Genomic DNA, 20,968 nt, shown 5'->3' on the forward strand with positions numbered 1-20,968 from the left:
TTTCCAACGCAACTGTCCTACACCTGCGGCAAACAAGATGACAGGCTCATGACGTATTCTCCGTTTTTCGTTCACGGCGCGGATCGCCCGTCGCGCTGGCTGATTACCTGCGATCACGCGACCAATATGGTGCCGCCCGATGTCAACGGCGGCGACCTCGGACTGCCGCGCGAGGATATGGAGCGTCATATCGCCTATGACGTCGGCGCCTATGAGGTGTCGAAACATCTGGGCGAGATCCTGAATGCGCCGGTGATCGCTGCCAATTTCTCGCGACTGGTGATCGACCCGAACCGGGGCGAGGATGATCCGACCCTGGTGATGAAGCTGTATGACGGGTCGATCATTCCCGGCAACCGCCACGCCGATGCGGCCGAGCGCGACCGGCGCCTGAACATGTGCTACCGCCCCTATCACGAGGCACTGGCGCAGATGGCCGCCCTGCCGCACGCGGTGATTGTCTCGATGCATTCCTTCACCCGCCAGTTGCGCGGGCGTGAGCCGCGCCCCTGGCATATCGGCGTGCTGCACACCCCGGACGAGCGGTTCTCGCGCCCGCTGATCGACCGGCTCGAAGCCGAGGGCGATTTATGCGTGGGCGTGAATGAGCCCTATACCGGCGTCCTGCCCGGGGATGCGATTGACAAGCATTGCACCACCTTTGGCCGCCCTAACGCATTGATCGAACTGCGTAATGATCTGATCGCGGATCATGAGGGACAGCGCCATTGGGCCGAGCGTCTGGCCGTCATGCTGCAGGATGCGCTGTCGGAAAGCGGGCTGTGACGTAGGGTCATTCCGGACCGTTTCGGCATCTCACGATATTGTGAGGTCACCCTCCGATGCCCATATATTGGAGGAAAGGAGACGACTATGACTCAGGAATTTCTGACGACCGTCTTCGGCTGGATGACGGTCCTGAATATCGCCGTTTTGCTGTTCACCACGCTGATGATCGTGGTCCTGCAGGACTGGATCGCAGGCGTACATAGCAGAATGTTCCAAATGGAACGGGCGGACGTTAAACGGGCCTATTTCGGGTATCTTGCCAACTACAAGATCCTGACGATCATCTTCTGCCTGATGCCGTGGCTGGCGCTGAAGCTGGCATAGCATCCCAATCCGAGGGGCCTTCGGGCCCCTCCTGTTCATTGTAACAAGGCGCACGGATTGCTAGGTCAGGCAGAAGACGCAAGACAATCATTCGGAGCCCGACATGGACAAGCAAACCGAAATCGAACTTCAGGCCGCCGCTTTTCGCCGGCTGCAAAAGCACCTGATGGAAGATCGCACCGATGTGCAGAACATCGACATGATGAATCTGGCCGGGTTCTGCCGCAACTGCCTATCGCGCTGGTATCAGGAAGCGGCGAATGAAAAGGGCATCGAGATGGGCAAAGGTGAGGCGCGCGAGATTTTCTATGGCATAACCATGGATGAGTGGAAGGCCAACTATCAGACCGAAGCCAGCGCCGAGAAACAGGCCGCCTTCAAAGTCGCCTTCGAAGAGAATGTCGGGAAAGAGAGCTGATCCCCAGCCGTTTCCTGACCCATTCGGAAAGTACCCTGAAGTAATCCGGACAGGAATACCGAGCCCCTGTCCTGATAAAACAGGATACCGATGAGTCAGGACCACCACATTCCACGCCTGGATGAGGCTGTGCGAAGCCACCGGCAAAGACGTGGTTCTGATCGCCGACGAAGCACAGCACAGCCCGGCCAAAAGGCGGGCCGCAACACGATGTATGCACTGAAAGCGGCACCGGATGCGGTCAATCAGGCCGGGCTTGAGACACGGCTTATCTGGCCATGACCGGTTCGCATCGCGACAGGTTGGCGGCGCTGATCCACAATCAGCAGCCCCCCTTATTCGGCGCGCGTGCGCGTGATGTCCCGAAACTGGAGCACAGCACTCAGCCGACACCATGGACGCGGTGTTCGACGATCCGGGCAGACACCCCGAGATCCTGAACGACTGCCTGCGCGACCTGATACTGGAGACCTCCCCCAGTAATCAGGCGCTACGCGAAGACGCCCGCGCTGAATAGCGTCTCAGGCTTAACCCGAAACGCTCTAGATTGCCGCTTTCAGGCTCTCTTCCAGATAAATCTCGCGCAACCGCTTGGCGATGGGGCCCGGCGTACCTTCGCCCAGCGCTTCACCATCAATCTCGACCACCGGCATCACAAAGGTCGAGGCCGAAGTGACAAAGGCCTCCTCTGCCTGCTTTGCCTCGTCGATGGTGAACAGGCGTTCCTCGACCTCCATCTGCGCCTCGGCCGCCATGCGCAGCACCGCCTTGCGGGTGATCCCGTGCAGAATGTCGTTGGACAGCGGGCGGGTGACGATCTTGCCGCCTTTGACGAAATAAGCGTTGTTCGAGGTACCCTCGGTCACATACCCGTCTTCGATCATCCACGCATCATCGGCCCCGGCCTTCTTGGCCATCATCTTGCCCAGCGACGGATAGAGCAGCTGCGTCGTCTTGATATCGCGACGCCCCCAGCGGATGTCGTCAATCGAGATGACGCGGATTCCCTTCTGCGCCGCCGGGCTGTTGGCCAGACCGGGCTTGCTTTGGGTAAACAGCACCAGTGTGGGTTTGGTGTCATTTGAAGGGAATACGAAATCCCGGTCCCCGTCGCTGCCGCGCGTGACCTGCAGATAGACCATGCCTTCATCAATATTGTTCAATTCGACCAGCTTGCGATGAATGTCCAGCAGCGCGTCCTTGCTGCAGGGCGCGGCCATGTCCAGCTCATCCAGCGACCGCTTCAGGCGCACCGCGTGACCGTCAAAATCGATCAGCTTGCCTCCCAATACGCTGGTCACTTCGTAAACGGCATCCGCCATCAGGAAGCCTCGGTCAAAGATCGAAACCGTTGCTTCGGTCTCGGGCAGGTATTCTCCATTCACGTAAACGGTGCGGGTCATGTCGTCTCTCCTCAGCCCCAGAGCGCCGCTTTGGGCGGGTGCACTCCGGCGTCATCAAATATCAGCGGGTTGGAACGGTCTTCGGCCAACAGAAGCGGCCCGTCAAGGTCCGTTACCATCGCACCCTGCGCCAGCAAGGTCGCGGGCGCCATCGCCAGAGAGCTGCCCACCATGCAGCCCACCATGATTTTGTAGCCCCCGGCCAGCGCCGCCTTGCGCAGCTCAAGCGCTTCGGTCAGGCCACCGGTCTTGTCCAGCTTGATGTTGACCACATCATATTTGCCCTTCAACGCAGGCAGGCTAGCGCGGTCATGGCAGGACTCGTCGGCGCAAACCGGAACCGGGCGTTCCATCCCGATCAGTGCGTCATCCTCACCCGCGGGCAAGGGTTGTTCCACCAGCGCCACACCCAATCGCACCAGATGAGGGGCAAGATCGGCGTAGACCTCAGCCGACCAACCCTCATTGGCATCCACGATGATCCGGGCGTCAGGCGCACCCGCCCGCACGGCCTCCAGCCGCGGCATGTCATCGGGCGTTCCCAGCTTGATCTTCAATAGCGGCCGATGCGCATTCTCAGCCGCCTGCGCCTGCATCGCCTCGGGCGTATCGAGAGACAGGGTATAGGCGGTAATCTCGGGCCCCGGAACCGGCAGGCCGGCCAGGTCCCAGACCCGTTTCCCGGCGCGCTTGGCCTCAAGATCCCACAGGGCACAATCCACCGCATTGCGCGCGGCCCCTGCGGGCAGAAGCTTCATCAGCGATTGCCGCGAAAACGCGCCGGGCAGACCCGCGATCTCGGCCTCAACCGACTCCAACGTCTCGTCATATCGGGCGTAGGGGACGCATTCGCCCCAGCCCTGATGCACCCCATCCGAAACCCGAACCGTCAGCACCTTCGCCTCGGTCCGTGATCCGCGCGAGATGGTGAACACCTGCGCCAGCCGAAACACATCGCGAGAGACTTCAACCTGCACGCGCCCGCTCCTTCATCTTTTCAAAAATACTCCAGCCGGAGGCGGACCATGCCCGCCACCAGCGCGTCTTTCAGATCACATCGCGGCCAGCGCGTCGACCAGTTTGCCCGAGCCGAACCGGAACGGGTCGGTCGCAGGCAGACCCATATCCGCCTCGATTTGCGCCAGATAGGCCGTCGCGTCCTGCTCGCTCATGTGCTGGGTGTTCACCGAAACACCCACTACCTGACAATCCGGATTGGCAACGCGGGCCAGATTCAGCGCCGTGTCGCGCAATGCCTCCAGCGAGGGCTGCTGATAGCCGGGCAGACCGCGCATATGTTCGCGGGTCGGTTCATGCGACAGGATCAGGGCATCCGGTTGCCCGCCATGGATCAGCGCCATGGTCACTCCCGAATACGAGACATGGAACAGCGACCCCTGCCCTTCGATCAGGTCCCAGTGATCCTCGTCATTGTCGGGGGTCAGCCATTCCACCGAACCAGCCATGAAATCGGCCACGACCGCATCCAGCGGCACGCCGTCACCGGTGATCAGGATTCCGGTCTGGCCCGTCGCCCGGAAGGTCGCCTTCATGCCACGCTTGCGCATCTCGGCTTCCATCGCCATCGCAGTGTACATCTTGCCGACCGAGCAATCGGTGCCCACCGCAAGGCAGCGTTTGCCGGTGCGCTTGACACCATTGGCGATCGGATAATCGACCTCGGGCACCCGCACGTCGTGCAGCTTGCGCCCGGTGGCTTCGGCCACGGCGACCAGATCGGGCTCATCGCTCAGCAGGTTGTGCAGGCCCGAGGCCAGATCAAACCCCTCTTCCAGCGCCATCACCAGAACCTTTTTCCAGTCCTGACTGATCACGCCACCCCGGTTGGCCACACCAATGACAAGGGTCTTTGCACCCGCTTCGCGCGCCTCAACAAGATCCATGTCTGTCAGGCCCAGATCGGCCTTGCAGCCCTCCATCCGGTATTGACCTACGGCATTCTCGGGCCGCCAGTCCTTGATCCCGACGGCAACCTTGGCCGCCAGCTGGTCCGGGGCATCTCCCAAAAACAACAGATATGGTGTCTCGATCATCGCGCAGCACTCCTTTGATTCCGGCACAAGCTAGAGAACCGATTTAACGAACGTTTCTCGAATTCTCTTCACATACCATCACTTCACGCAATAATTTTGCAGGATGTTAAGCAAGCCTGCAAAATTCTTCGAAGTTTTCAAACTGATCAAACTTTCAGCACTATTTTGGCGGGCTTCGATCCTCGCTGCAGGCGCAATGCCGCACTTGCACAATCCCGCTTGCGCGCCCAGGCGCAATTTAATATCCCATTGCCAGCAAAGAACGCAACTTCATTACCCACGCGAGGTCCAGATGAGTTTCCGCATCCAACCTGCCGCCCCGGCGCGGCCCAACCGTTGCCAGCTGTTCGGCCCCGGCTCGAACACGAAACTGTTCCCGAAAATGGCGGCATCGGCGGCGGATGTCATCAATCTCGACCTCGAGGATTCAGTGGCTCCTTCTGACAAGGACACGGCCCGCGCCAATGTCATCGAGGCGCTGAACACCGTGGACTGGGGCAACAAGTACATGTCCGTCCGCATCAACGGGCTGGATACACCCTACTGGTACCGCGACGTGGTGGACGTGCTGGAACAGGCAGGCGACCGGTTGGATCAGATCATGATCCCCAAGGTGGGCTGCGCGGCGGATGTCTATGCGGTGGACGCACTGGTCACCGCGATTGAACGCGCCAAGGGCCGGGCCAAACCCATCTCGTTCGAGGTGATCATCGAATCCGCCGCAGGCCTCGCCCATGTGGAAGAAATCGCCGCATCCTCTCCGCGCCTGCAGGCAATGAGCCTCGGGGCCGCGGATTTCGCCGCCTCGATGGGTATGCAGACCACCGGCATCGGCGGCACGCAGGAAAACTATTACATGCTGCGCGAAGGCCAGAAACACTGGTCCGACCCCTGGCACTGGGCACAGGCCGCCATCGTCGCCGCCTGCCGCACCCATGGCGTGTTGCCAGTGGACGGACCGTTTGGCGACTTCTCGGACGATGAGGGCTATATCGCGCAAGCCAGACGTTCGGCGACGCTGGGCATGGTCGGCAAATGGGCCATCCATCCGAAACAGATCGCATTGGCCAATCAGGTCTTCACCCCATCGGACGAGGCCGTCGCCGAGGCGCGCGAAATCCTTGCAGCGATGGAGCAGGCCAAAGCCAACGGCGAAGGCGCAACCGTCTACAAGGGTCGTTTGGTCGACATCGCCTCGATCAAACAGGCCGAAGTGATCGTGGCACAGTCCGAGCTGATCGCAGCCGGAGGCTAAAAAAGAGCGGCGCCCGAAAGGGCGCCTCCTTTGGATTATGGGAACCGATCAGCGGCCAAATGCGTTGTTGGGTGTCCAGGTAAACTTTTCGCCTTGCTTTCCTGATTTCATCATCAGGCAAGAGGTGCCCAGCTTTTGAAAATATATGATCTTCAACGGGTACCAGCCAGCCTTTGGCACTTCGACTTCCGTGCGTTGATTGGCTTCGCAACCTTGTATTCCGCTGACGCGGCCAATCTGCTGACCGCCAACCCACGCTTCTATCCCGTCATTCGACCAAGTTTCGAGTTCATAAATACCGGGTGAATCGAAACGCATATACCCCGTGATCTCGGCAGCAACGTTATAAGCCTCGTCGGACGTCATGACATCTTCACCCTTGTAGGTGTCACTGTAATCCAATCCCCGCAACGGTTCTCCGGGCTGCGCTTTGGACAGCAGGCTTTTTGCCTGGCTCAGATCGCGGATCTTCTTATGCTGATTGCCTGTACCAAAGTACTTGACGTTCAACCCCGCCTTCGGGCTTGGTTGCGGATTGGCGGGTTGCAGTTTCAACGGCGCAGCAAGGCTGCCACCGGCGATCAACGCCAACGCGGCGACAAGCGCTCCTATCCGTAGTAAAGCCATGGTATTCTCCCTGAGTTCGCGCCGATTCTCGCGATCAGCGTCCTGTTGGGATCAACACTATGGCGCGAAATTTCACCGGGCAAGGTGGTTATGCTTCACAATTCAAACCTCGGGCGCTCATGACTTACGACATCCTGCTGGCTCTGATTGCGTTCGCCTTCGTCTCGTCGATCACGCCGGGACCCAACAACCTGATGCTGATGGCATCGGGCGCCAATTTCGGTTTTCGCCGCACGATACCTCATATGCTGGGGATCGGACTTGGGTTCACTTTCATGGTGCTGCTGGTCGGGGCCGGGCTGGTGCAGGTCTTCAACCGGTTTCCGGTCAGCTACACGCTGCTCAAAATCGCGTCGGTTCTGTATCTGCTGTATCTGGCATGGAAGATCGCCCATGCCGCCCCGGCGCAGGGCGGAAAGGCCGCGGGCAGGCCAATGACATTCCTGCAGGCGGCCGCCTTTCAATGGGTCAATCCAAAGGCTTGGGCTATGGCCCTGACCGCAACCACCGCCTATACGCCCGGCCACACCTTGGCAGCGATTTCCGTTGTCGCGCTGATATTTGGCGCGGTGAACCTGCCTTCGGTCAGCGTCTGGACCGTTCTGGGCCAGCAGATGGCGCGGCTGCTGACAAATCCGCGCCGGTTGCTGGTGTTCAACTGGATGATGGCGGGGCTGCTGGTTGCGTCGCTTTATCCGGTGCTGTGGCCCTGAGTCCGCTCAGAGGCAGACCGATCCCATTCAGCACACGCCGAACGCGCTCTTCTTCGCTGGTGGTCATCCGGCATCCTTCCTTGTCTTCCGCGCCGCCGATTCTGTACACCCACGCCCCGCAAATCTTGCCGAATTCACCCGGCGCGATGAAACAAACATGGTATACTGGTGCTACAGGCTGCAAACCGAACGGGTGCATCACGCACCCGAAGCGAGGATCGATATGCCCAAACTCTTTAGCTTAGTTCGCCACATTCTTCTTATGTCTATCCTGACGGTAACGCCCGCTTTGGCGCAGGATACAAATGTCCAAACGCAGGACATGATCGCCGAGCGCGTCGCCCAGAACAGCCCCCCGGCCGAGACCTATATCAAGGATCGACCGATCCTTGGATGGGCGCTGAGCAGCGATAAGTTCGACGATATCCCCGATGCCATTCGCGAAAATCTGGGTTCGGTCGATGCCACCGGGTATGACCAAAGCTATCTGGCCGAAAACACCGGTTCGATCATTGCGCTGCAATTCCGCAAGGATGGCCCTGATTTCTATATCATCGGCAAAGACACGTTTGGTGAGGCCTACGAGCTGGTACCACTGGACGAGGTTGCAGCCAAAAACGCGCGACTGATCGAACGTCTCGCACTGGCCCCAGACGTTCAGGCGATGTTCGAGACCAACGCGCCGGGTCTGGTCGGGGCATTGAAGACGACACCGGTCGAAATGCTGCGCGTTTCGGATCTGGGCTATGCCACCGATCGGGAACTGACCATTCAGGCCCCCTGGGGTGAGCAGACGAAACCGGCGGATGCCGACGCGTTCCTGGTCTGGGACACGGGTGAAAACCAGTACTATATGGTCAATGCCGATGAGGATGGTCTGCCGTCCAGTTATATCCCGGCCAAATGATCCATTCATATGCGGGCGCGTTTCCGGGCCCGCATGCGCCTTCTGTTGCATTCCTCTGAAGGCAAGGTCATATAGCGTGGAACTTCCGCGTTGAGAGGCGTCATGACCCAGTATCTGGATTTCGAAAAACCGCTGGCCGAAATCGAAGGCAAGGCCGAGGAATTGCGCGCGCTGGCCCGCGCCAACGAAGAGATGGATGTGAGCGAAGAGGCCGCCGCGCTGGATGCCAAGGCCGCCAAGCTGCTGGACGAGCTGTACAAGGATCTGACACCGTGGCGCAAATGCCAGGTGGCGCGTCACCCGGAACGGCCTCATTGCAACGATTATGTCGATGCGCTGTTCACCGAGTTCACACCGCTGGCCGGTGACCGGAACTTTGCCGACGATCTGGCAGTGATCGGCGGTCTGGCACGATTCGACGATCAGCCGGTGATGGTGATCGGACATGAAAAGGGCAGCGACACCAAATCGCGGATCGAGCGCAATTTCGGCATGGCCCGCCCCGAAGGGTATCGCAAGGCCGTGCGTCTGATGGAGATGGCCGGGCGCTTTGGCCTGCCGGTGATCACCCTGATCGACACCGCCGGGGCCTATCCCGGCAAAGGCGCCGAGGAACGCGGCCAGTCCGAAGCCATCGCGCGCTCGACCGAGATGTGCCTGAAGATCGGAGTACCTCTGGTCTCGGTCATCATCGGCGAAGGCGGGTCGGGCGGTGCGGTGGCCTTTGCCACGGCGAACCGCGTGGCAATGCTGGAACATTCGGTCTATTCGGTGATTTCGCCCGAAGGCTGCGCCTCGATCCTGTGGAAGGATGCCGAGAAGATGCGCGAGGCGGCCGAGGCGCTGCGTCTGACGGCGCAGGACCTGCACAAGCTGGGCGTCTGCGATCACATCATCACCGAGCCCAAAGGCGGTGCGCATCGCGACCGTCCTGCAGCCGTGGAAGCCGTGCGCGAAGCCATCGCTACCATGCTGAAAGAGCTGGACGGCAGAGATTCGGCGGCCCTTATCAAGGACCGCCGTCAGAAATTTCTGGATATCGGATCGAAGGGGCTGGCGGCGTAAGCGTCAGCCGCCCAGACGCCGCAGCAGATCGACCGATGGCTTGCCGGTGACCGGCAGACCGTTGGCGCGCTGATAGCCGCTGATCGCAGCCTCGGAGTTCTTGCCGATCACCCCGTCTGCGCCCTGCGTGTCGTACCCGGATGCGGTCAGACGGCGTTGCAATTCCTTGCGATCCTCCAGCGTCAGCCCGTTTTCATCCGGCCCGAACGAGGCCTGAAACGGTGCGCCACCTGCAATCCGGTCGGACAGATGGCCCACACCGATCGCGTAGCTGTCCGAGTTGTTGTACCGCTTGATCACCTGAAAATTGCGGAACACAGCGATGCGCGGGCCGGGTGTCTGCGGCTGCAATACGGCCACCGGCGTGCCGGATACGGTGCCAGCCTCTCCGCCCCAGGGCTGGCCGCGCACCCAGCCGGCGCGCGCCAGATAGGCGGCGGTCGAAGCCAGCGAATCCGCCGGATCCTCCGACCAGATATCGCGGCGACCATCGCCAGTGAAATCCACCGCATAGGCAAGGTACGAGGTCGGGATGAACTGCGTATGGCCCATGGCGCCCGCCCAGCTGCCGGTCATGTTGGCGGGCGTGGTGTCGCCCTCCTGAATAATCCTCAGCGCGGCCACCAGTTGCTTTTCGAAGAACGCACCGCGCCGCCCGTCATAGGCCAGCGTTGATGTCGCCGAGATCACCGGCACGTCACCGCGCCGCGCACCATAGCGGCTTTCCAGTCCCCAGACGGCGACGACGATCTCTTTGTCGACCCCATACTTGGCCTCGATCTGCGACAGGGTTCCCGCATGGCGCACCAGCATCTGCTTGCCGGTGCTGATCCGTTCGTCCGAGGCGGCAATGGCCAGATAATCCTCTAGCGAGCGCTTGAATTCGACCTGATTGCGGTCGCGTTCGATGACGTCGGGCAGATAGCCCGCACCCTGAAACGCCCGGTTCAGTGTGCTTTGCGAAATGCCCTGAGACGCGGCGCGGTTCCTGAAGCTGGCGACCCAGGCATCCCAGCCTGCGTTCGGCACGGCGCGCATACGGCTTGCCGGGGCCGATCTTGGCGCGGTGCCCGTGGAACAGGCGGCCAGAAGGCTTGCCCCAAGCCCCATTGAAAAGTTTCGACGATTGATCATGACTGAAATCTGCTCTTGTTGTGATTTGCAGTCAGGATAACCCAGCGCGGATGCTCAGACCAGAAGAGCCGCGGCTAAAATCAGCGGGTTAGGCCGATGGGCAAAAAGCCGCTCAGGTCACCAGCAGACGCAGCCCTTGGGTTACGTCCGAGCGCACGGCCAGCCGCAACCCCGGCTCGTCCCCGGCCTTGAGGGCGGCGATGATCAGGCGGTGGTAATGCGGCGGCTCGGTGCGCCGTAACCGCCCATAGAGGGCGCGCATCGTCGGGCCGAGCTGCAACCAGACGGTTTCCGCAATCGCCAGCATCGCCGGGGCCTGCGCGCGCAGATAAAGCGTGCGGTGAAATTCCAGATTCGAGCGGATATAGCCTACCGCATCCCGTTTGGTGACCATCTCGGCCACATTCATGTTGATGCTCTGCAACCGGTCGATCAGCGCCATATGCGCCCGGGGCAAAGCCCGGCTGGCCAGTTCCACCTCGATCAGCGCGCGCAGGGCGGCCAGTTCTTCGATGCGGTCACTGGTCAGTTCAGGCGTGGACACGCGGCCCGATGTGGACAGCGACAACGCCCCCTCTGCCGCCAGCCGCCGCACGGTTTCACGCGCCGGGGTCATCGACACGCCAAACTCTTTGCCGATCCCACGCAAGGTCAGCGCCTGCCCCGGCGCGATCTCACCGTGCATGATACGGGATCGGAGCGCGCGATAGACGCGATCATGGGTGGCGGTGTGAGAGTCGGCGGTGCGTGTGGTCAGCATGGGTTTATGTGATCACAAATCCCGCTCAGGTCAACCGCTGGCCTCGAACCGATAGCGGTGCAGATGCGTTCCATGGTCGCGCAACCACCGCCGCTGCTGTTTACAGGGGCCATAGATCCGCTCGACCTGCGCCCAGAACGCGGGTGAGTGGTTCATTTCAGCCAGATGCGCCACTTCATGCGCGGCGACGTAATGCAGAATATCGGGCGGCGCCAGGATCAGACGCCACGAGAACATGAGCCCGCCCGCCGAACTGCACGACCCCCAGCGCGAGCGCGTATCGCGCAGGGTCAGCGTGCTGTACGACCGCCCCAGCACCGCGGCATAATCATCGCAGGCTTCGGTCAGCCGGTCGCGGGCCAGCTCTTTCAGAAAACGGGCAAGACGGCGCGCCTCGGCCCCTTCGGGCACGGCGATTTCGGCATCACTCAGCGCGACCCGGCGGCCCGGGGCCGGAACGATTCGCCGCTCGACACCTTCGATGGGGATAGATTGCCCGAAGTGCACCATCGCCGCCTCGGGACGATCCTGCAGATGTCCCCGAATCCAGTCCTCTTTCTGCTGCGCGAAATTCAGCGCCTCTTGCTCGGCAACCCCTGTTGGGTAGGTCAGCGTAACCCGCCCGTCCAGTTGGGAAATCCGCAAACTGATGCGCCGCGCCCGCGCTGATTTGCGCAATGTCAGCGGCACCGGGGGCGTTCCCGGCAAAGCATGTCGCCCCATGGGCCGATCTCCTTCGCGCAAAGGCTTTGACAGTGCCTGCCGCATGTGGCAGGTGACCTGAATCATTGATGAGATTCACCTGATATCAAGGGGATTTGATATGCCCAAGGAAGAATGGGGCGTAAAGCGTGTCTGCCCGACCACCGGCAAACGCTTTTACGACCTGAACAAGGACCCGATCGTCAGCCCCTATACAGGCGAGGTCGTGGAACTGGACACCGGCAAGAGCCGGATGATCGCTGCTGACGCGGAAGATGCCGCTTCGGTCAAGGCGCGCGAAGCGTCGTCGGATGACGATATCGTTCTGGACGATGACGACAATGTCGATGTCGAACTGGACGACGATCTGCTGGACGATGATGACGAAGGCGACAACGTTTCGCTGGACGACATCAAGGACATGTCCTCGGAAGACGAAAACTGACAGGACCCGAGGCGGCCCGCGCCGCCTCGTCCCAGCCCTGCGGGATCGAGCGAAACTTTTTCATCGATTCCGTTTTTTGGGCTTGAACTCATCGGCGGCGTCTCATAAACGTCCGTCCACCGCCAAGGCGGTACCTGCATGGGGCCTTAGCTCAGTTGGGAGAGCGCTTGCATGGCATGCAAGAGGTCAGGGGTTCGACTCCCCTAGGCTCCACCAAAACCTAACAATACAACTAGATAGCAATCATTAGAGCGGTGTGACACACAGGTGTGACACAAAATGAAGCTGCATGCGTATCTCTCACTGCCCCGACATGGTATATACTACTGCCGTTGGCCACTGCCCGACACAAGGCCAAATCCGCACAACAGACCAAGCACCACGCGTAGGACCCTTCGGGTGTCTTTGCGTACAAGATGCCCTAAAGAGGCTGGTACTCTGGCACGACGTCTTGCAGTGTGCGGCGACACAATAACAAAGCACATAGAACAATCGGGCATGAACTACGGCGAACTGCGCACACACATTGTCCTCAAGGAAACTCATCACCCGGTCACCAACGTGAATGGCAGCTTCGCCAATCGCCCAGTTCCCCTTACCATGACGAACCATGATCTTCTTGCGCCCACTTAGCCGAACAAAGAACGCGCCGCGGATCAATACGTCGCCGTACATAATCCCGCCTGCAACTTTTTTGGCACGACCTTTGAGCGCAGACACCGGCAGATCGTTCGCTCTTACCCAAGCGTTGTTTCCAGACCAACGTCTATCTGAGCGAAATGCCTGGATGCGCTTGCGCAACACCGTCGTATTACGCAAGGGGATGATTTCCCCGCGACCATCAGCGCGCCCAGCAAAGAGCTCTGGTGCGGTCTCTGGCAGTTTGGGTTTATCCATCACCGCTGCCACGCATTCTGGTAGCAGGTATTGTAATAGCTCAAGGTCATTGCCCAACATACGATAGAATGCAGTACGTTCACGGCAACACTCGCAATACGGCGATGCGCATCACTCCGAAACCTGACAAAACGCTGACACTTACCTTCACGCTGTTGAAAGACCCGATGTGCTACCAGAAACCTGAGGCGTGCTTCAGGCATGCCGGGAACAATGAATGAAGGAACGAGCAAATGACTGAGAAAACAGAAAAAACGCTCTCCCGACGCAAAGCACTGACCAGGATTGGCGGGCTGGCCCTGGCAGCCTACACGGTACCCGCGCTGACCCCGCTTTCTATGGCACATGCCTCATCGGGCTCAAGCGGCGGCTCCGGAGGGGGCTCGGGTGGTGGTTCGGGCGGCGCATCCGGCGGCCGTTCGAGCGGCTCAAGCGGCGGTTCGGGCGCGTCGGGATCCAGCGGGGCCAGCGCGGGAAGCGCACCATCAAAGGCCAGCGCAGCATCAAAGGCCAGCACAGCCTCGGTAGCCAGCGCAGCCTCGGTGGCCAGTGGAGCCAGCAGACCGAAAACGATCACACGTGCGGAATGCGAGGGCGGCGGCGGAACAGTTGTCGACCGTGGCGACGGGGTTTCGGTGTGCAGCTGACAAGCTGATCGAAGTTTGCCTTGCGCGACCATCGGCCTGCCCGGGTATGACAAACGGGCGGGCCGGATTGCGTTGAAGCATGGGGGAAATTCGCTAGCATGAAAGCCGGCAACCTGGGAACGGAACGTGACTGAAACGCAGCATGTGCATTTTGAGGGGTTAGACCATCCGATCGCGCTTGAAGGGCGCTCAACGATCGCGGCGATGATGTCGACAATCCTGACGGCATGGCCGCACCAGATAGAGCCCGCCAAATCTGACCTGGAGGCATTCGTGACGATACGCGCTGCCCCAAAGAAACGATGGGAAGTGACTTGCGCGGACGCGCCCGACTCGCCCCGGATCTGGAACGAGGTAAACGCGCTGTGCGATGTTGTGGCCGAAATGGCATGGGAGCGATTGCGCTCTGATCCCCGCCTGCTCTGCCTGCATACTGCTGCGATTGATTTCGGGGGGCGTCTGGTGGTGTTCCCCAATGCCCGGCGGGCGGGAAAGAGTACGCTCGCCATCGCTCTGGCGCGCCAGGGATTGCCGCTCTACACAGACGATTTTTTGCCTATACGGGTTGATGATGTCACCCGCGAATGCGTCGGCATCGCAAACGGGGTTCTGCCGCGCCTCCGCCTGCCCTTGCCAGAGGGGTTCAGCAGGGCCTTTCACACATGGGTTGCCGACAACAAGGGACCTTCAAACCGTCAATACAAATATCTTGAGGACCTGCCGGTCGCACCCTGGGGCGCGCAGCTTCCACTGGGTGCGGTGGTCGTACTGGATCGCCGCGACACTCCGATCCGCCCCGAACTGAACGCGATCGCGCAAGAAGACGCGCTTGCCGGTCTCATCACCCAAAATTTCGCACGCACCCGCCATGCGGGCGCAATTCTCAACTCGATCGAATTGCTTTCACGGCACTTGCCAATCTATCGCCTCAGTTATCACAGCGCCGAAGAAGCGGCGGATTATCTCGCGTCCCATCCCGACCTTGCCGCCCTTCCGGTTGCCCGGATTACCGACGTCATGCAGGACGCCCGGCAGGCTCCGCTGGATCTCGTGGAGCGGGAGGCCGGGGAATTCCTGCCCGAAAAACGCTATTTACAGGTCCCTGACGTGACGCAGACCCAGGCCGGAGAAGACCGCTTTCTGGCCGATCAGGATGGGATTGGCATCTTCCGGCTGAATCCCATGTCATCTGCGATCTGGGGGCTGCTGGAAGAGCCCACCGATCTGGCTGAGATCGTGGACATCCTGACAGCGGCCTTTCCAGATGTCGCACCCGAACAGATTTTTTCAGATTGTGACCGGCTGATGCGTGATCTGGCCAATGCCCATCTGATCAGCCCCGCAACGGAGGGTGTCATTGCCCAATGAGCCGGGCAAAACGCATATCCCGCAGGGCGGCGCTGGCCCGCCTGGGCATGGGCGCCGCAGCAGCCTACATAGCGCCCGCACTGCTAGGGATAAGCCAGACACAAGCGTCGGCGGGCTCGGCTGCCAGCGGATCATCAGGGTCTAGCGGCTCATCTGGCTCCAGCGGATCGTCAGGGTCCAGCGGATCATCGGGCGCGAGCGGTGCTTCAGGGTCCAGCGGTGCATCGGGGTCGTCCGGTGCCAGCCGGCCAAGTGGCCCGTCGCAGTCTGGTTCCTTGCGCCAGAGCGGCGCCTCAAACCGGCCAAGCGGGCCAAGCGGGCCGGGTACCTGCCGCCGCTCATCCATGTCGGGTGGCGCCCAGATTTCACGTCAGGATTATAAACGTGCGCAACGCGCCATCGCGCGCGGCGATGCACGACCATTACAGGAAGTTCTTGGCAAAGTTCAGGCCCGACATCCGGGCAGATTGTTACAGGTCGGATTTTCCGACAATCGCGGCAGGCCAATATTCCAGGTGCTGATCGTTGACCCGAAAGGGGCGGTGGTTTCAGTCACAGTCGATGCGGGCTCGAGCCTGATCCTGAACGTACGGGCGTGTTAGATGCGTATTCTGATCGTAGAAGATGAACACAAGATCGCCGAACTGATCGCTGATGTCCTTGAAGGCGAGGGGCTGATCCCCGAGATTGCCCGCGATGGCGAAGAAGGCTGGTTTCTGGGCAGTACCGAAAGCTACGCCGCCGCGATTCTGGACATCGGCCTGCCCAAGCGCGACGGCCTGTCGGTGTTGCGCAATTGGCGCAGCGAGGGGCTTGACCTGCCCGTCATCCTGCTGACAGCGCGCGCAAACTGGAACGAACGCGTCGAAGGTATCGACGCGGGCGCCGACGATTATCTGGGCAAGCCGTTTCAGATGGAAGAACTCGTCGCCCGCCTGCGCGCAGTGATGCGTCGCTCAGGCGGGCAGAAGGCCACGACACTCGAGTCCGGGGCGCTCAGGCTCGATCTGCGACAGATGCGGGTTTCGATCGACGGGCTGCCTCTGAAGGTCACACCTCTGGAATACCGGCTGCTGAACTACCTGATGCATCATCGCGGGCGGGTGGTAACCCACGAGGAACTGCTCGAAAGTATCTACTATCGCGACCAGGAACCCGACAGCAATGCGATTGAAGTTCTTGTGGGCCGCCTGCGCCGCAAGATCGGCGGAGGCGTCATCGAAACGCGCCGGGGGTTCGGATATATTATCGCCGAGGACGAAACATGAAGATGTCGCTGGGCCTGCGCCTGTTGCTGGCGGCTGCGCTGGCCACGACTCTGGCGCTGGCGGCGACGGCTATCGTCTTCAACATCCTGTTCCGGCTTTATTTCGAACATCGTTCCCGTGAGGAACTGGAGACATTTCTGACCGTACTGAGCGGCAATGTCGGCGTGAACGCCGAGGGCGACATCGAGGTCGCACCCATTTCGGACCCCCGGTTCGAACAGCCTGTTTCAGGGTATTACTGGCAGGTTCAGATCGATGATGGCGAACCACTCCTGTCGCCGTCGTTCTGGTCCGCTCCGCTGACGCTGATGCGCCCGCAGGCACCGGGGGTGATCACCTTTGCAGATGTCACGATCAACGCGGATGAGGCCGTGGCGGTCGCAAGCTGGGTAATAACCCTGGGCGAAGTTGAATCGCGCCGCGAGGTCTTTCTGGCGGTAGCCATCGACCGGGCGGATCTGGATGTCTCGGTGTCCCGGTTTACGATGAACTCAATCATTTGGCTTGCGGTGTTGGGCCTGTTTCTGCTGGTTGCAAGCTGGATTCAGGTCCGGTTGGGGCTGAAGCCGCTGCAGAAGGTCCGATCCGAAGTCAGCGGTGTCTCGCGATCACAGGACGGGCGACTGTCTTCGGACTATCCCACCGAAGTCCTGCCGCTTGTCGACGAGGTGAACCAATTGCTCGATGCCAATGCCGCGGCGTTGGTACGAGCACGATCACGCGCGGGCAACCTGGCCCATGGACTGAAGACACCTCTGACGATCATGCACGGGATCGAGCGTAAAATGCGCAAGTCCGGGCAGGATGGTCTGGCCGACGACCTGATAACGGAAATCACTGCCATACAGCACATCGTCGAACGTGAGCTGGCATCGAGCCGCGACAGCCAGCAGGTCCGGCAACGCTCGGACGCCAGTGCAATCGTGGCGCGTCTGCACCGCACACTTGGCCGCCAACCCGGTGCCGAGCATATCCGGTGGGATATCGACGTGCCCACTTCCCTTCACCTGCCGTTCGACGAGTTCGACCTGACCGAGCTTCTGGGCAATCTCTTGGACAATGCCGTAAAATGGTCGGAGAGCAGGATCGCCATACGGGGCAGGCAAGATGGCGCTTCCGCAATGTTGACCATCGAGGACGATGGCCCCGGCATCCCAAAGTCAGAACGCGACATAGTGCTCGAACGCGGAGCCCGGCTTGATCCGGAACAACCGGGTGCCGGTCTTGGGCTGAGCATCGCCCGACGCATGGCACGGGCCCATGGCTGCACCCTGACGCTGGATCGGTCCACGCTTGGAGGCTTGGAAGTGCGCCTGACATGGCCTTTGTCCGACCTTACGGACCCTGCCTGATCAAATCTCCGCACTATCATTCCCCAGTCCTCGTTTTGGGAGAATCCGCCGCGCGGAGGGGGCGGTCAGCTCAAAGTCACTTTTCGAGAACAATGCTCGGGCCTGAACTCAAGATAGTTTCCACTTTGACAATCAATCACGCCAATCATGCCTCATTGATGCCCCAAATATTGGCAAAGAATATGGCATTACGTTGTCGTCAGAAAGAAACAGGCATGGAATTCATTGAAAGCACGATCGCCAATATGTGGCACAACACCGGCGGTGTATTGTTCAATTCAGGTCATTTTCTCAGCATCGGGCCGCTTCTGATTGCGTTCCTGCTCGCCTTTGTCGTCATCGTCGTACGTGTTCGCAAACGGAGCGGAGGGCTGCCGGCACCCCGGCGTATTCTGGCGATGCTATTTCCCCGGAACGTATTTCTTCATGGATCCGCCATGATGGATTATTGGGTATTCCTGATCAATCAGGGTGCTCTTTTTTGGATGACGGCCACCGTCATTTTCAGCCCCGCGCTGGTATCCGAACTGGTATTGGGTCTGGCAAATGTGGTGGGCCTCGAAGGCGGCAATGTCGAAACCGGTCTTCTGGGCCGGATCTGCTATTCGGTGATGCTGGTTCTGCTGTGGGATTTCGGCGCGTCGTGGGCGCATTATCTAAAACACCGGGTCCCAATTCTGTGGGAACTGCACAAGGTCCATCATTCGGCCGAGGTGATGACACCTGTCACCGCAATGCGCCGCCATCCAATTGAAGCCGTTTTCGGCTCATTGGTAAGCGCGGCTGTGACCGGAACAGGTATCGCCGTTTGGGTATTTGCCTTCGGTCAAAGCCCAATGCCCTTCACGATTTTTGGCACTCTTTTCGGCATTTGGGTGTGGCGCATGGCCGGGTACAATCTGAGGCATACACATGTCTGGATCAGCTATGGAGATTTCTGGAACAGGATCTTCATATCCCCCGCACAACATCAGGTTCACCACAGTAAATCGCCCGAGCACTTTGACACCAATTTCGGCCACATCTTCTCGTTCTGGGACGCCCTGTTCGGAACGCTCTATCTGCCACAAAAGGACGAGCGCGTGGAGTTTGGTATCGAAGATCACGACATGGAACAGTTCCGTTCGCTTCGGGGTGTCTACATCACACCAATCGTGAAGATCTGGCGGCGGCTGCGGAAACGCGAGACCCGAAATCGGGTCGCCGCCGAATAAATCGCGAGGGGCATCCACACCATGCTTTTCGCGTCAATCCCATTCCTGGTCGGATTTCTACCGGCAGTTCTGATCGCCACCTTTGCGATCAGCCGCCTGTTTGGGTTGCGCGGTGCCCTGGCAACCTTGGCCATTGGCTCTTTGGTCTTTTATGGCTGGTATCATCCGCCGTTCCTGCTGCTGCTTCTGGGTTCGGTTTGCGTGAATTTTATTCTGGCCCGGAAGATCGCGGCCAAACCGTCAAGGCTGCTTACGGGATCAGGAATTGCGTTCAACCTCGTGCTTTTGGGCTGGTATAAATATGCGGGGTTTTTCGACGATATCGCCCGCGCGATATCCGGAAACGGGCTGGGCATACCCGAGGTTCTGTTGCCCCTGGGCATTTCCTTTTTCACCTTCCAGCAGATCGCTTATCTGGTTGATATCCACCAGGGCAAAGCCAAGCCGGGCGACGCGCTGGAATATCTGTTTTTTGTCGCCTTCTTTCCCCAACTCATCGCCGGACCCATTGTGCATCACGGCGACATGATCCCTCAGCTGTCGCAGTCTCGTTTTGCCGCTTTCAAGGCCGAAGATATCGCGTCAGGGTTGATCCTGTTCTGTATGGGACTGGCCAAGAAAGTTCTAATCGCTGACGGATTGGCCCCCGGTGCCGATGCCATGTTCGAAGCCCAGGCTTTGGGAGTAGAGCTGAGTTTCGCCGAAGCCTGGTTCGGAATGCTGTGCTATACTTTCCAGATCTACTTTGACTTCTCAGGCTACGCCGACATGGCGTTGGGGCTGGGGTTGTTGTTTGGACTAAGGCTACCGGTCAATTTCAACTCTCCCTACAAATCGACCGATATTATCGAGTTCTGGCGACGGTGGCACATCACCTTGTCGAGGTTCCTGCGCGACTACCTCTACATCCCGCTTGGCGGCAATCGGCAAGGCGTTTTCAGGCGCTACGCCAATCTCTGGCTCGTGATGCTTCTCGGTGGCCTGTGGCATGGGGCGGGATGGCAGTTCGTTGTCTGGGGCGGCCTGCACGGGGCCTATCTGACGGTGGCTCATTTCTGGCGAGCGAACAACATGCCCAGACTCACTCCCGCCATCGGGTTTGCACTCACGTTTTCCGCGGTCGTGTTTGCCTGGGTGTTTTTCCGCGCGGAAACACTTGGTCAAGCCCAAGCGGTGCTTCAGGCAATGGTCAGCGCCACACCTGTGAACCCGCTGTCCATGGCCATCTTCGAAGAGTTGAACCCGCAACTGGTTACCCTCCTGCTGGCCATGCTTCTTGCGTTTTTTGCACCAAATTCAATCGAGATCTCAAAAAGGCTGCAGTCACAATCGATCAGGGCGCTGGTTCCAGTTTGGTATGCCATCGGCGGGTGCATCGCTGCCCTATCCCTTACCCACATCTATTCAAGCGGAAGCCATGCGTTCATCTATTTCCAGTTCTGAAATGGCCAACAAGGCTGTGCTGCGAATAGTGTCGTTCTTCGCGGCCACGCTGTTGCTCGCGATCCTGGCCAGCGAAGCGCTGGTGAGGTTTCAGGTCCTCCCACAAGACAATTACGCAAATCACGTCTCGATCTTCGAGGCCACGGATCGTCCCGACGTTGCCTTTGGCGATAGCAGAACGGC

The 20,968-nt window shown here is 59.9% G+C and carries 25 protein-coding genes and 1 tRNA gene; 16 read left to right on the forward strand and 10 right to left on the reverse strand.

Annotation, left to right across the window (positions count from 1 at the left end; genetic code table 11):
• Positions 1 to 48: 48 nt before the first annotated feature.
• From ACR3E4_RS05560 to ACR3E4_RS05575, 4 genes are all read left to right on the forward strand, one after another.
• Positions 49 to 786, forward strand: coding sequence for an N-formylglutamate amidohydrolase (locus ACR3E4_RS05560; RefSeq protein ID WP_480534598.1), 738 nt, complete (start codon positions 49 to 51; stop codon positions 784 to 786).
• Between the two features lie 87 nt (positions 787 to 873).
• Positions 874 to 1,113, forward strand: a complete 240-nt coding sequence (locus ACR3E4_RS05565; RefSeq protein WP_480534596.1) for a DUF6868 family protein — start codon at positions 874 to 876, stop codon at positions 1,111 to 1,113.
• A gap of 103 nt (positions 1,114 to 1,216) precedes the next feature.
• Complete coding sequence (locus ACR3E4_RS05570; protein ID WP_480534594.1) at positions 1,217 to 1,531, forward strand: DUF1244 domain-containing protein; 315 nt, start codon at positions 1,217 to 1,219, stop codon at positions 1,529 to 1,531.
• 394 nt (positions 1,532 to 1,925) lie between these two features.
• Positions 1,926 to 2,048 carry a hypothetical protein gene (locus tag ACR3E4_RS05575; RefSeq protein WP_480534592.1) on the forward strand — a complete coding sequence of 41 codons (123 nt, stop codon included), beginning with the start codon at positions 1,926 to 1,928 and terminating at the stop codon, positions 2,046 to 2,048.
• Positions 2,049 to 2,073: 25 nt separating this feature from the next.
• Here ACR3E4_RS05575 and ACR3E4_RS05580 read toward each other — a convergent pair whose 3' ends face one another.
• The 3 genes from ACR3E4_RS05580 to dgcN form a co-directional block, all read right to left on the reverse strand.
• Positions 2,074 to 2,934 (reverse strand): D-amino-acid transaminase, encoded by an 861-nt coding sequence (locus ACR3E4_RS05580; RefSeq protein WP_480534590.1) that lies wholly within the window; start codon positions 2,932 to 2,934, stop codon positions 2,074 to 2,076.
• Between the two features lie 11 nt (positions 2,935 to 2,945).
• Entirely contained in the window at positions 2,946 to 3,911 is a 966-nt protein-coding gene (gene dgcA, locus ACR3E4_RS05585; RefSeq protein WP_480534588.1) for an N-acetyl-D-Glu racemase DgcA, read from the reverse strand.
• A gap of 75 nt (positions 3,912 to 3,986) precedes the next feature.
• Positions 3,987 to 4,988, reverse strand: coding sequence for an N-acetyltransferase DgcN (gene dgcN, locus ACR3E4_RS05590; RefSeq protein WP_480534586.1), 1,002 nt, complete (start codon positions 4,986 to 4,988; stop codon positions 3,987 to 3,989).
• 292 nt (positions 4,989 to 5,280) lie between these two features.
• Between dgcN and ACR3E4_RS05595 the strand changes: the two genes are divergently transcribed.
• Positions 5,281 to 6,243: an L-malyl-CoA/beta-methylmalyl-CoA lyase gene (locus tag ACR3E4_RS05595; protein WP_480534584.1), complete on the forward strand. Its 963-nt coding sequence runs from the start codon at positions 5,281 to 5,283 to the stop codon at positions 6,241 to 6,243.
• A gap of 48 nt (positions 6,244 to 6,291) precedes the next feature.
• Here ACR3E4_RS05595 and ACR3E4_RS05600 read toward each other — a convergent pair whose 3' ends face one another.
• The gene (locus ACR3E4_RS05600) at positions 6,292 to 6,870 is read right to left on the reverse strand and encodes a PA14 domain-containing protein (protein ID WP_480534582.1); all 579 of its coding nucleotides are present in this window, start codon (positions 6,868 to 6,870) and stop codon (positions 6,292 to 6,294) included.
• Between the two features lie 119 nt (positions 6,871 to 6,989).
• Here ACR3E4_RS05600 and ACR3E4_RS05605 point away from each other — a divergent pair, with 119 nt between their 5' ends.
• The 3 genes from ACR3E4_RS05605 to ACR3E4_RS05615 all read left to right on the forward strand — a co-directional run bounded on the left by ACR3E4_RS05605 (position 6,990) and on the right by ACR3E4_RS05615 (position 9,555).
• Positions 6,990 to 7,583 carry a LysE family translocator gene (locus tag ACR3E4_RS05605; protein WP_480534830.1) on the forward strand — a complete coding sequence of 198 codons (594 nt, stop codon included), beginning with the start codon at positions 6,990 to 6,992 and terminating at the stop codon, positions 7,581 to 7,583.
• A gap of 223 nt (positions 7,584 to 7,806) precedes the next feature.
• Positions 7,807 to 8,490 (forward strand): hypothetical protein, encoded by a 684-nt coding sequence (locus ACR3E4_RS05610; protein WP_480534580.1) that lies wholly within the window; start codon positions 7,807 to 7,809, stop codon positions 8,488 to 8,490.
• Between the two features lie 102 nt (positions 8,491 to 8,592).
• Entirely contained in the window at positions 8,593 to 9,555 is a 963-nt protein-coding gene (locus tag ACR3E4_RS05615) for an acetyl-CoA carboxylase carboxyltransferase subunit alpha (protein ID WP_480534578.1), read from the forward strand.
• A 3-nt stretch (positions 9,556 to 9,558) separates the two neighbouring features.
• Here ACR3E4_RS05615 and ACR3E4_RS05620 read toward each other — a convergent pair whose 3' ends face one another.
• The 3 genes from ACR3E4_RS05620 to ACR3E4_RS05630 all read right to left on the reverse strand — a co-directional run bounded on the left by ACR3E4_RS05620 (position 9,559) and on the right by ACR3E4_RS05630 (position 12,172).
• On the reverse strand, positions 9,559 to 10,689 hold the full coding sequence (locus ACR3E4_RS05620; protein WP_480534576.1) for a lytic murein transglycosylase: 1,131 nt from the start codon (positions 10,687 to 10,689) through the stop codon (positions 9,559 to 9,561).
• 112 nt (positions 10,690 to 10,801) lie between these two features.
• A complete protein-coding gene (locus ACR3E4_RS05625; RefSeq protein ID WP_480534574.1) occupies positions 10,802 to 11,449 on the reverse strand; it encodes a GntR family transcriptional regulator in 648 nt (215 codons plus the stop codon).
• A gap of 30 nt (positions 11,450 to 11,479) precedes the next feature.
• On the reverse strand, positions 11,480 to 12,172 hold the full coding sequence (locus ACR3E4_RS05630; protein ID WP_480534572.1) for a M48 family metallopeptidase: 693 nt from the start codon (positions 12,170 to 12,172) through the stop codon (positions 11,480 to 11,482).
• Positions 12,173 to 12,272: 100 nt separating this feature from the next.
• On the opposite strand from ACR3E4_RS05630, the gene ACR3E4_RS05635 reads away from it, so the two are divergent.
• Together ACR3E4_RS05635 and ACR3E4_RS05640 are read left to right on the forward strand one after the other, a co-directional pair.
• Positions 12,273 to 12,596: a TIGR02300 family protein gene (locus ACR3E4_RS05635; protein ID WP_480534570.1), complete on the forward strand. Its 324-nt coding sequence runs from the start codon at positions 12,273 to 12,275 to the stop codon at positions 12,594 to 12,596.
• Positions 12,597 to 12,736: 140 nt separating this feature from the next.
• A tRNA-Ala gene (locus ACR3E4_RS05640) sits at positions 12,737 to 12,812 on the forward strand.
• 84 nt (positions 12,813 to 12,896) lie between these two features.
• Here the strand turns inward: ACR3E4_RS05640 and ACR3E4_RS05645 are convergent.
• Positions 12,897 to 13,493: a hypothetical protein gene (locus ACR3E4_RS05645; RefSeq protein ID WP_480534568.1), complete on the reverse strand. Its 597-nt coding sequence runs from the start codon at positions 13,491 to 13,493 to the stop codon at positions 12,897 to 12,899.
• Between the two features lie 307 nt (positions 13,494 to 13,800).
• Positions 13,801 to 14,172, reverse strand: a complete 372-nt coding sequence (locus ACR3E4_RS05650) for a hypothetical protein (RefSeq protein ID WP_480567070.1) — start codon at positions 14,170 to 14,172, stop codon at positions 13,801 to 13,803.
• Between the two features lie 94 nt (positions 14,173 to 14,266).
• Here ACR3E4_RS05650 and ACR3E4_RS05655 point away from each other — a divergent pair, with 94 nt between their 5' ends.
• Positions 14,267 to 15,508 (forward strand): PqqD family protein, encoded by a 1,242-nt coding sequence (locus ACR3E4_RS05655; protein WP_480534565.1) that lies wholly within the window; start codon positions 14,267 to 14,269, stop codon positions 15,506 to 15,508.
• Positions 15,509 to 15,572: 64 nt separating this feature from the next.
• Here ACR3E4_RS05655 and ACR3E4_RS05660 read toward each other — a convergent pair whose 3' ends face one another.
• Positions 15,573 to 15,854, reverse strand: coding sequence for a hypothetical protein (locus tag ACR3E4_RS05660; protein ID WP_480534563.1), 282 nt, complete (start codon positions 15,852 to 15,854; stop codon positions 15,573 to 15,575).
• On the opposite strand from ACR3E4_RS05660, the gene ACR3E4_RS05665 reads away from it, so the two are divergent.
• From ACR3E4_RS05665 to ACR3E4_RS05685, 5 genes are all read left to right on the forward strand, one after another.
• Positions 15,853 to 16,110, forward strand: a complete 258-nt coding sequence (locus ACR3E4_RS05665; protein ID WP_480534561.1) for a PepSY domain-containing protein — start codon at positions 15,853 to 15,855, stop codon at positions 16,108 to 16,110. The two genes, ACR3E4_RS05660 and ACR3E4_RS05665, sit on opposite strands and share 2 nt — an antisense overlap.
• Entirely contained in the window at positions 16,111 to 16,776 is a 666-nt protein-coding gene (locus ACR3E4_RS05670) for a response regulator transcription factor (RefSeq protein ID WP_480534559.1), read from the forward strand.
• Complete coding sequence (locus ACR3E4_RS05675) at positions 16,773 to 18,128, forward strand: sensor histidine kinase (protein ID WP_480534558.1); 1,356 nt, start codon at positions 16,773 to 16,775, stop codon at positions 18,126 to 18,128. Before ACR3E4_RS05670 ends, ACR3E4_RS05675 begins: the two co-directional genes overlap by 4 nt.
• Entirely contained in the window at positions 18,095 to 19,342 is a 1,248-nt protein-coding gene (locus ACR3E4_RS05680) for a sterol desaturase family protein (protein ID WP_480534556.1), read from the forward strand. The genes ACR3E4_RS05675 and ACR3E4_RS05680 overlap by 34 nt, the downstream gene beginning before the upstream one ends.
• A 369-nt stretch (positions 19,343 to 19,711) precedes the next feature.
• Positions 19,712 to 20,785 (forward strand): MBOAT family O-acyltransferase, encoded by a 1,074-nt coding sequence (locus ACR3E4_RS05685; protein ID WP_480534554.1) that lies wholly within the window; start codon positions 19,712 to 19,714, stop codon positions 20,783 to 20,785.
• Positions 20,786 to 20,968: the final 183 nt, after the last annotated feature.

Source organism: Ruegeria sp. AP11, from assembly GCF_056535865.1.

What these genes read in the sequence shown, in the direction of transcription:
- ACR3E4_RS05560 (WP_480534598.1), top strand. Translation starts at nt 49, where the DNA reads ATGACGTATTCTCCGTTTTTCGTTCACGGCGCGGATCGCCCGTCGCGC.
- ACR3E4_RS05565 (WP_480534596.1), top strand. Translation starts at nt 874, where the DNA reads ATGACTCAGGAATTTCTGACGACCGTCTTCGGCTGGATGACGGTCCTG.
- ACR3E4_RS05570 (WP_480534594.1), top strand. Translation starts at nt 1,217, where the DNA reads ATGGACAAGCAAACCGAAATCGAACTTCAGGCCGCCGCTTTTCGCCGG.
- ACR3E4_RS05575 (WP_480534592.1), top strand. Translation starts at nt 1,926, where the DNA reads ATGGACGCGGTGTTCGACGATCCGGGCAGACACCCCGAGATCCTGAAC.
- ACR3E4_RS05580 (WP_480534590.1), bottom strand. Translation starts at nt 2,934, where the DNA reads ATGACCCGCACCGTTTACGTGAATGGAGAATACCTGCCCGAGACCGAA.
- dgcN (WP_480534586.1), bottom strand. Translation starts at nt 4,988, where the DNA reads ATGATCGAGACACCATATCTGTTGTTTTTGGGAGATGCCCCGGACCAG.
- ACR3E4_RS05595 (WP_480534584.1), top strand. Translation starts at nt 5,281, where the DNA reads ATGAGTTTCCGCATCCAACCTGCCGCCCCGGCGCGGCCCAACCGTTGC.
- ACR3E4_RS05600 (WP_480534582.1), bottom strand. Translation starts at nt 6,870, where the DNA reads ATGGCTTTACTACGGATAGGAGCGCTTGTCGCCGCGTTGGCGTTGATC.
- ACR3E4_RS05605 (WP_480534830.1), top strand. Translation starts at nt 6,990, where the DNA reads ATGACTTACGACATCCTGCTGGCTCTGATTGCGTTCGCCTTCGTCTCG.
- ACR3E4_RS05610 (WP_480534580.1), top strand. Translation starts at nt 7,807, where the DNA reads ATGCCCAAACTCTTTAGCTTAGTTCGCCACATTCTTCTTATGTCTATC.
- ACR3E4_RS05615 (WP_480534578.1), top strand. Translation starts at nt 8,593, where the DNA reads ATGACCCAGTATCTGGATTTCGAAAAACCGCTGGCCGAAATCGAAGGC.
- ACR3E4_RS05620 (WP_480534576.1), bottom strand. Translation starts at nt 10,689, where the DNA reads ATGATCAATCGTCGAAACTTTTCAATGGGGCTTGGGGCAAGCCTTCTG.
- ACR3E4_RS05625 (WP_480534574.1), bottom strand. Translation starts at nt 11,449, where the DNA reads ATGCTGACCACACGCACCGCCGACTCTCACACCGCCACCCATGATCGC.
- ACR3E4_RS05630 (WP_480534572.1), bottom strand. Translation starts at nt 12,172, where the DNA reads ATGGGGCGACATGCTTTGCCGGGAACGCCCCCGGTGCCGCTGACATTG.
- ACR3E4_RS05635 (WP_480534570.1), top strand. Translation starts at nt 12,273, where the DNA reads ATGCCCAAGGAAGAATGGGGCGTAAAGCGTGTCTGCCCGACCACCGGC.
- ACR3E4_RS05645 (WP_480534568.1), bottom strand. Translation starts at nt 13,493, where the DNA reads ATGGATAAACCCAAACTGCCAGAGACCGCACCAGAGCTCTTTGCTGGG.
- ACR3E4_RS05650 (WP_480567070.1), bottom strand. Translation starts at nt 14,172, where the DNA reads ATGGTCGCGCAAGGCAAACTTCGATCAGCTTGTCAGCTGCACACCGAA.
- ACR3E4_RS05665 (WP_480534561.1), top strand. Translation starts at nt 15,853, where the DNA reads ATGTCGGGTGGCGCCCAGATTTCACGTCAGGATTATAAACGTGCGCAA.
- ACR3E4_RS05660 (WP_480534563.1), bottom strand. Translation starts at nt 15,854, where the DNA reads ATGGATGAGCGGCGGCAGGTACCCGGCCCGCTTGGCCCGCTTGGCCGG.
- ACR3E4_RS05670 (WP_480534559.1), top strand. Translation starts at nt 16,111, where the DNA reads ATGCGTATTCTGATCGTAGAAGATGAACACAAGATCGCCGAACTGATC.
- ACR3E4_RS05675 (WP_480534558.1), top strand. Translation starts at nt 16,773, where the DNA reads ATGAAGATGTCGCTGGGCCTGCGCCTGTTGCTGGCGGCTGCGCTGGCC.
- ACR3E4_RS05680 (WP_480534556.1), top strand. Translation starts at nt 18,095, where the DNA reads ATGGCCTTTGTCCGACCTTACGGACCCTGCCTGATCAAATCTCCGCAC.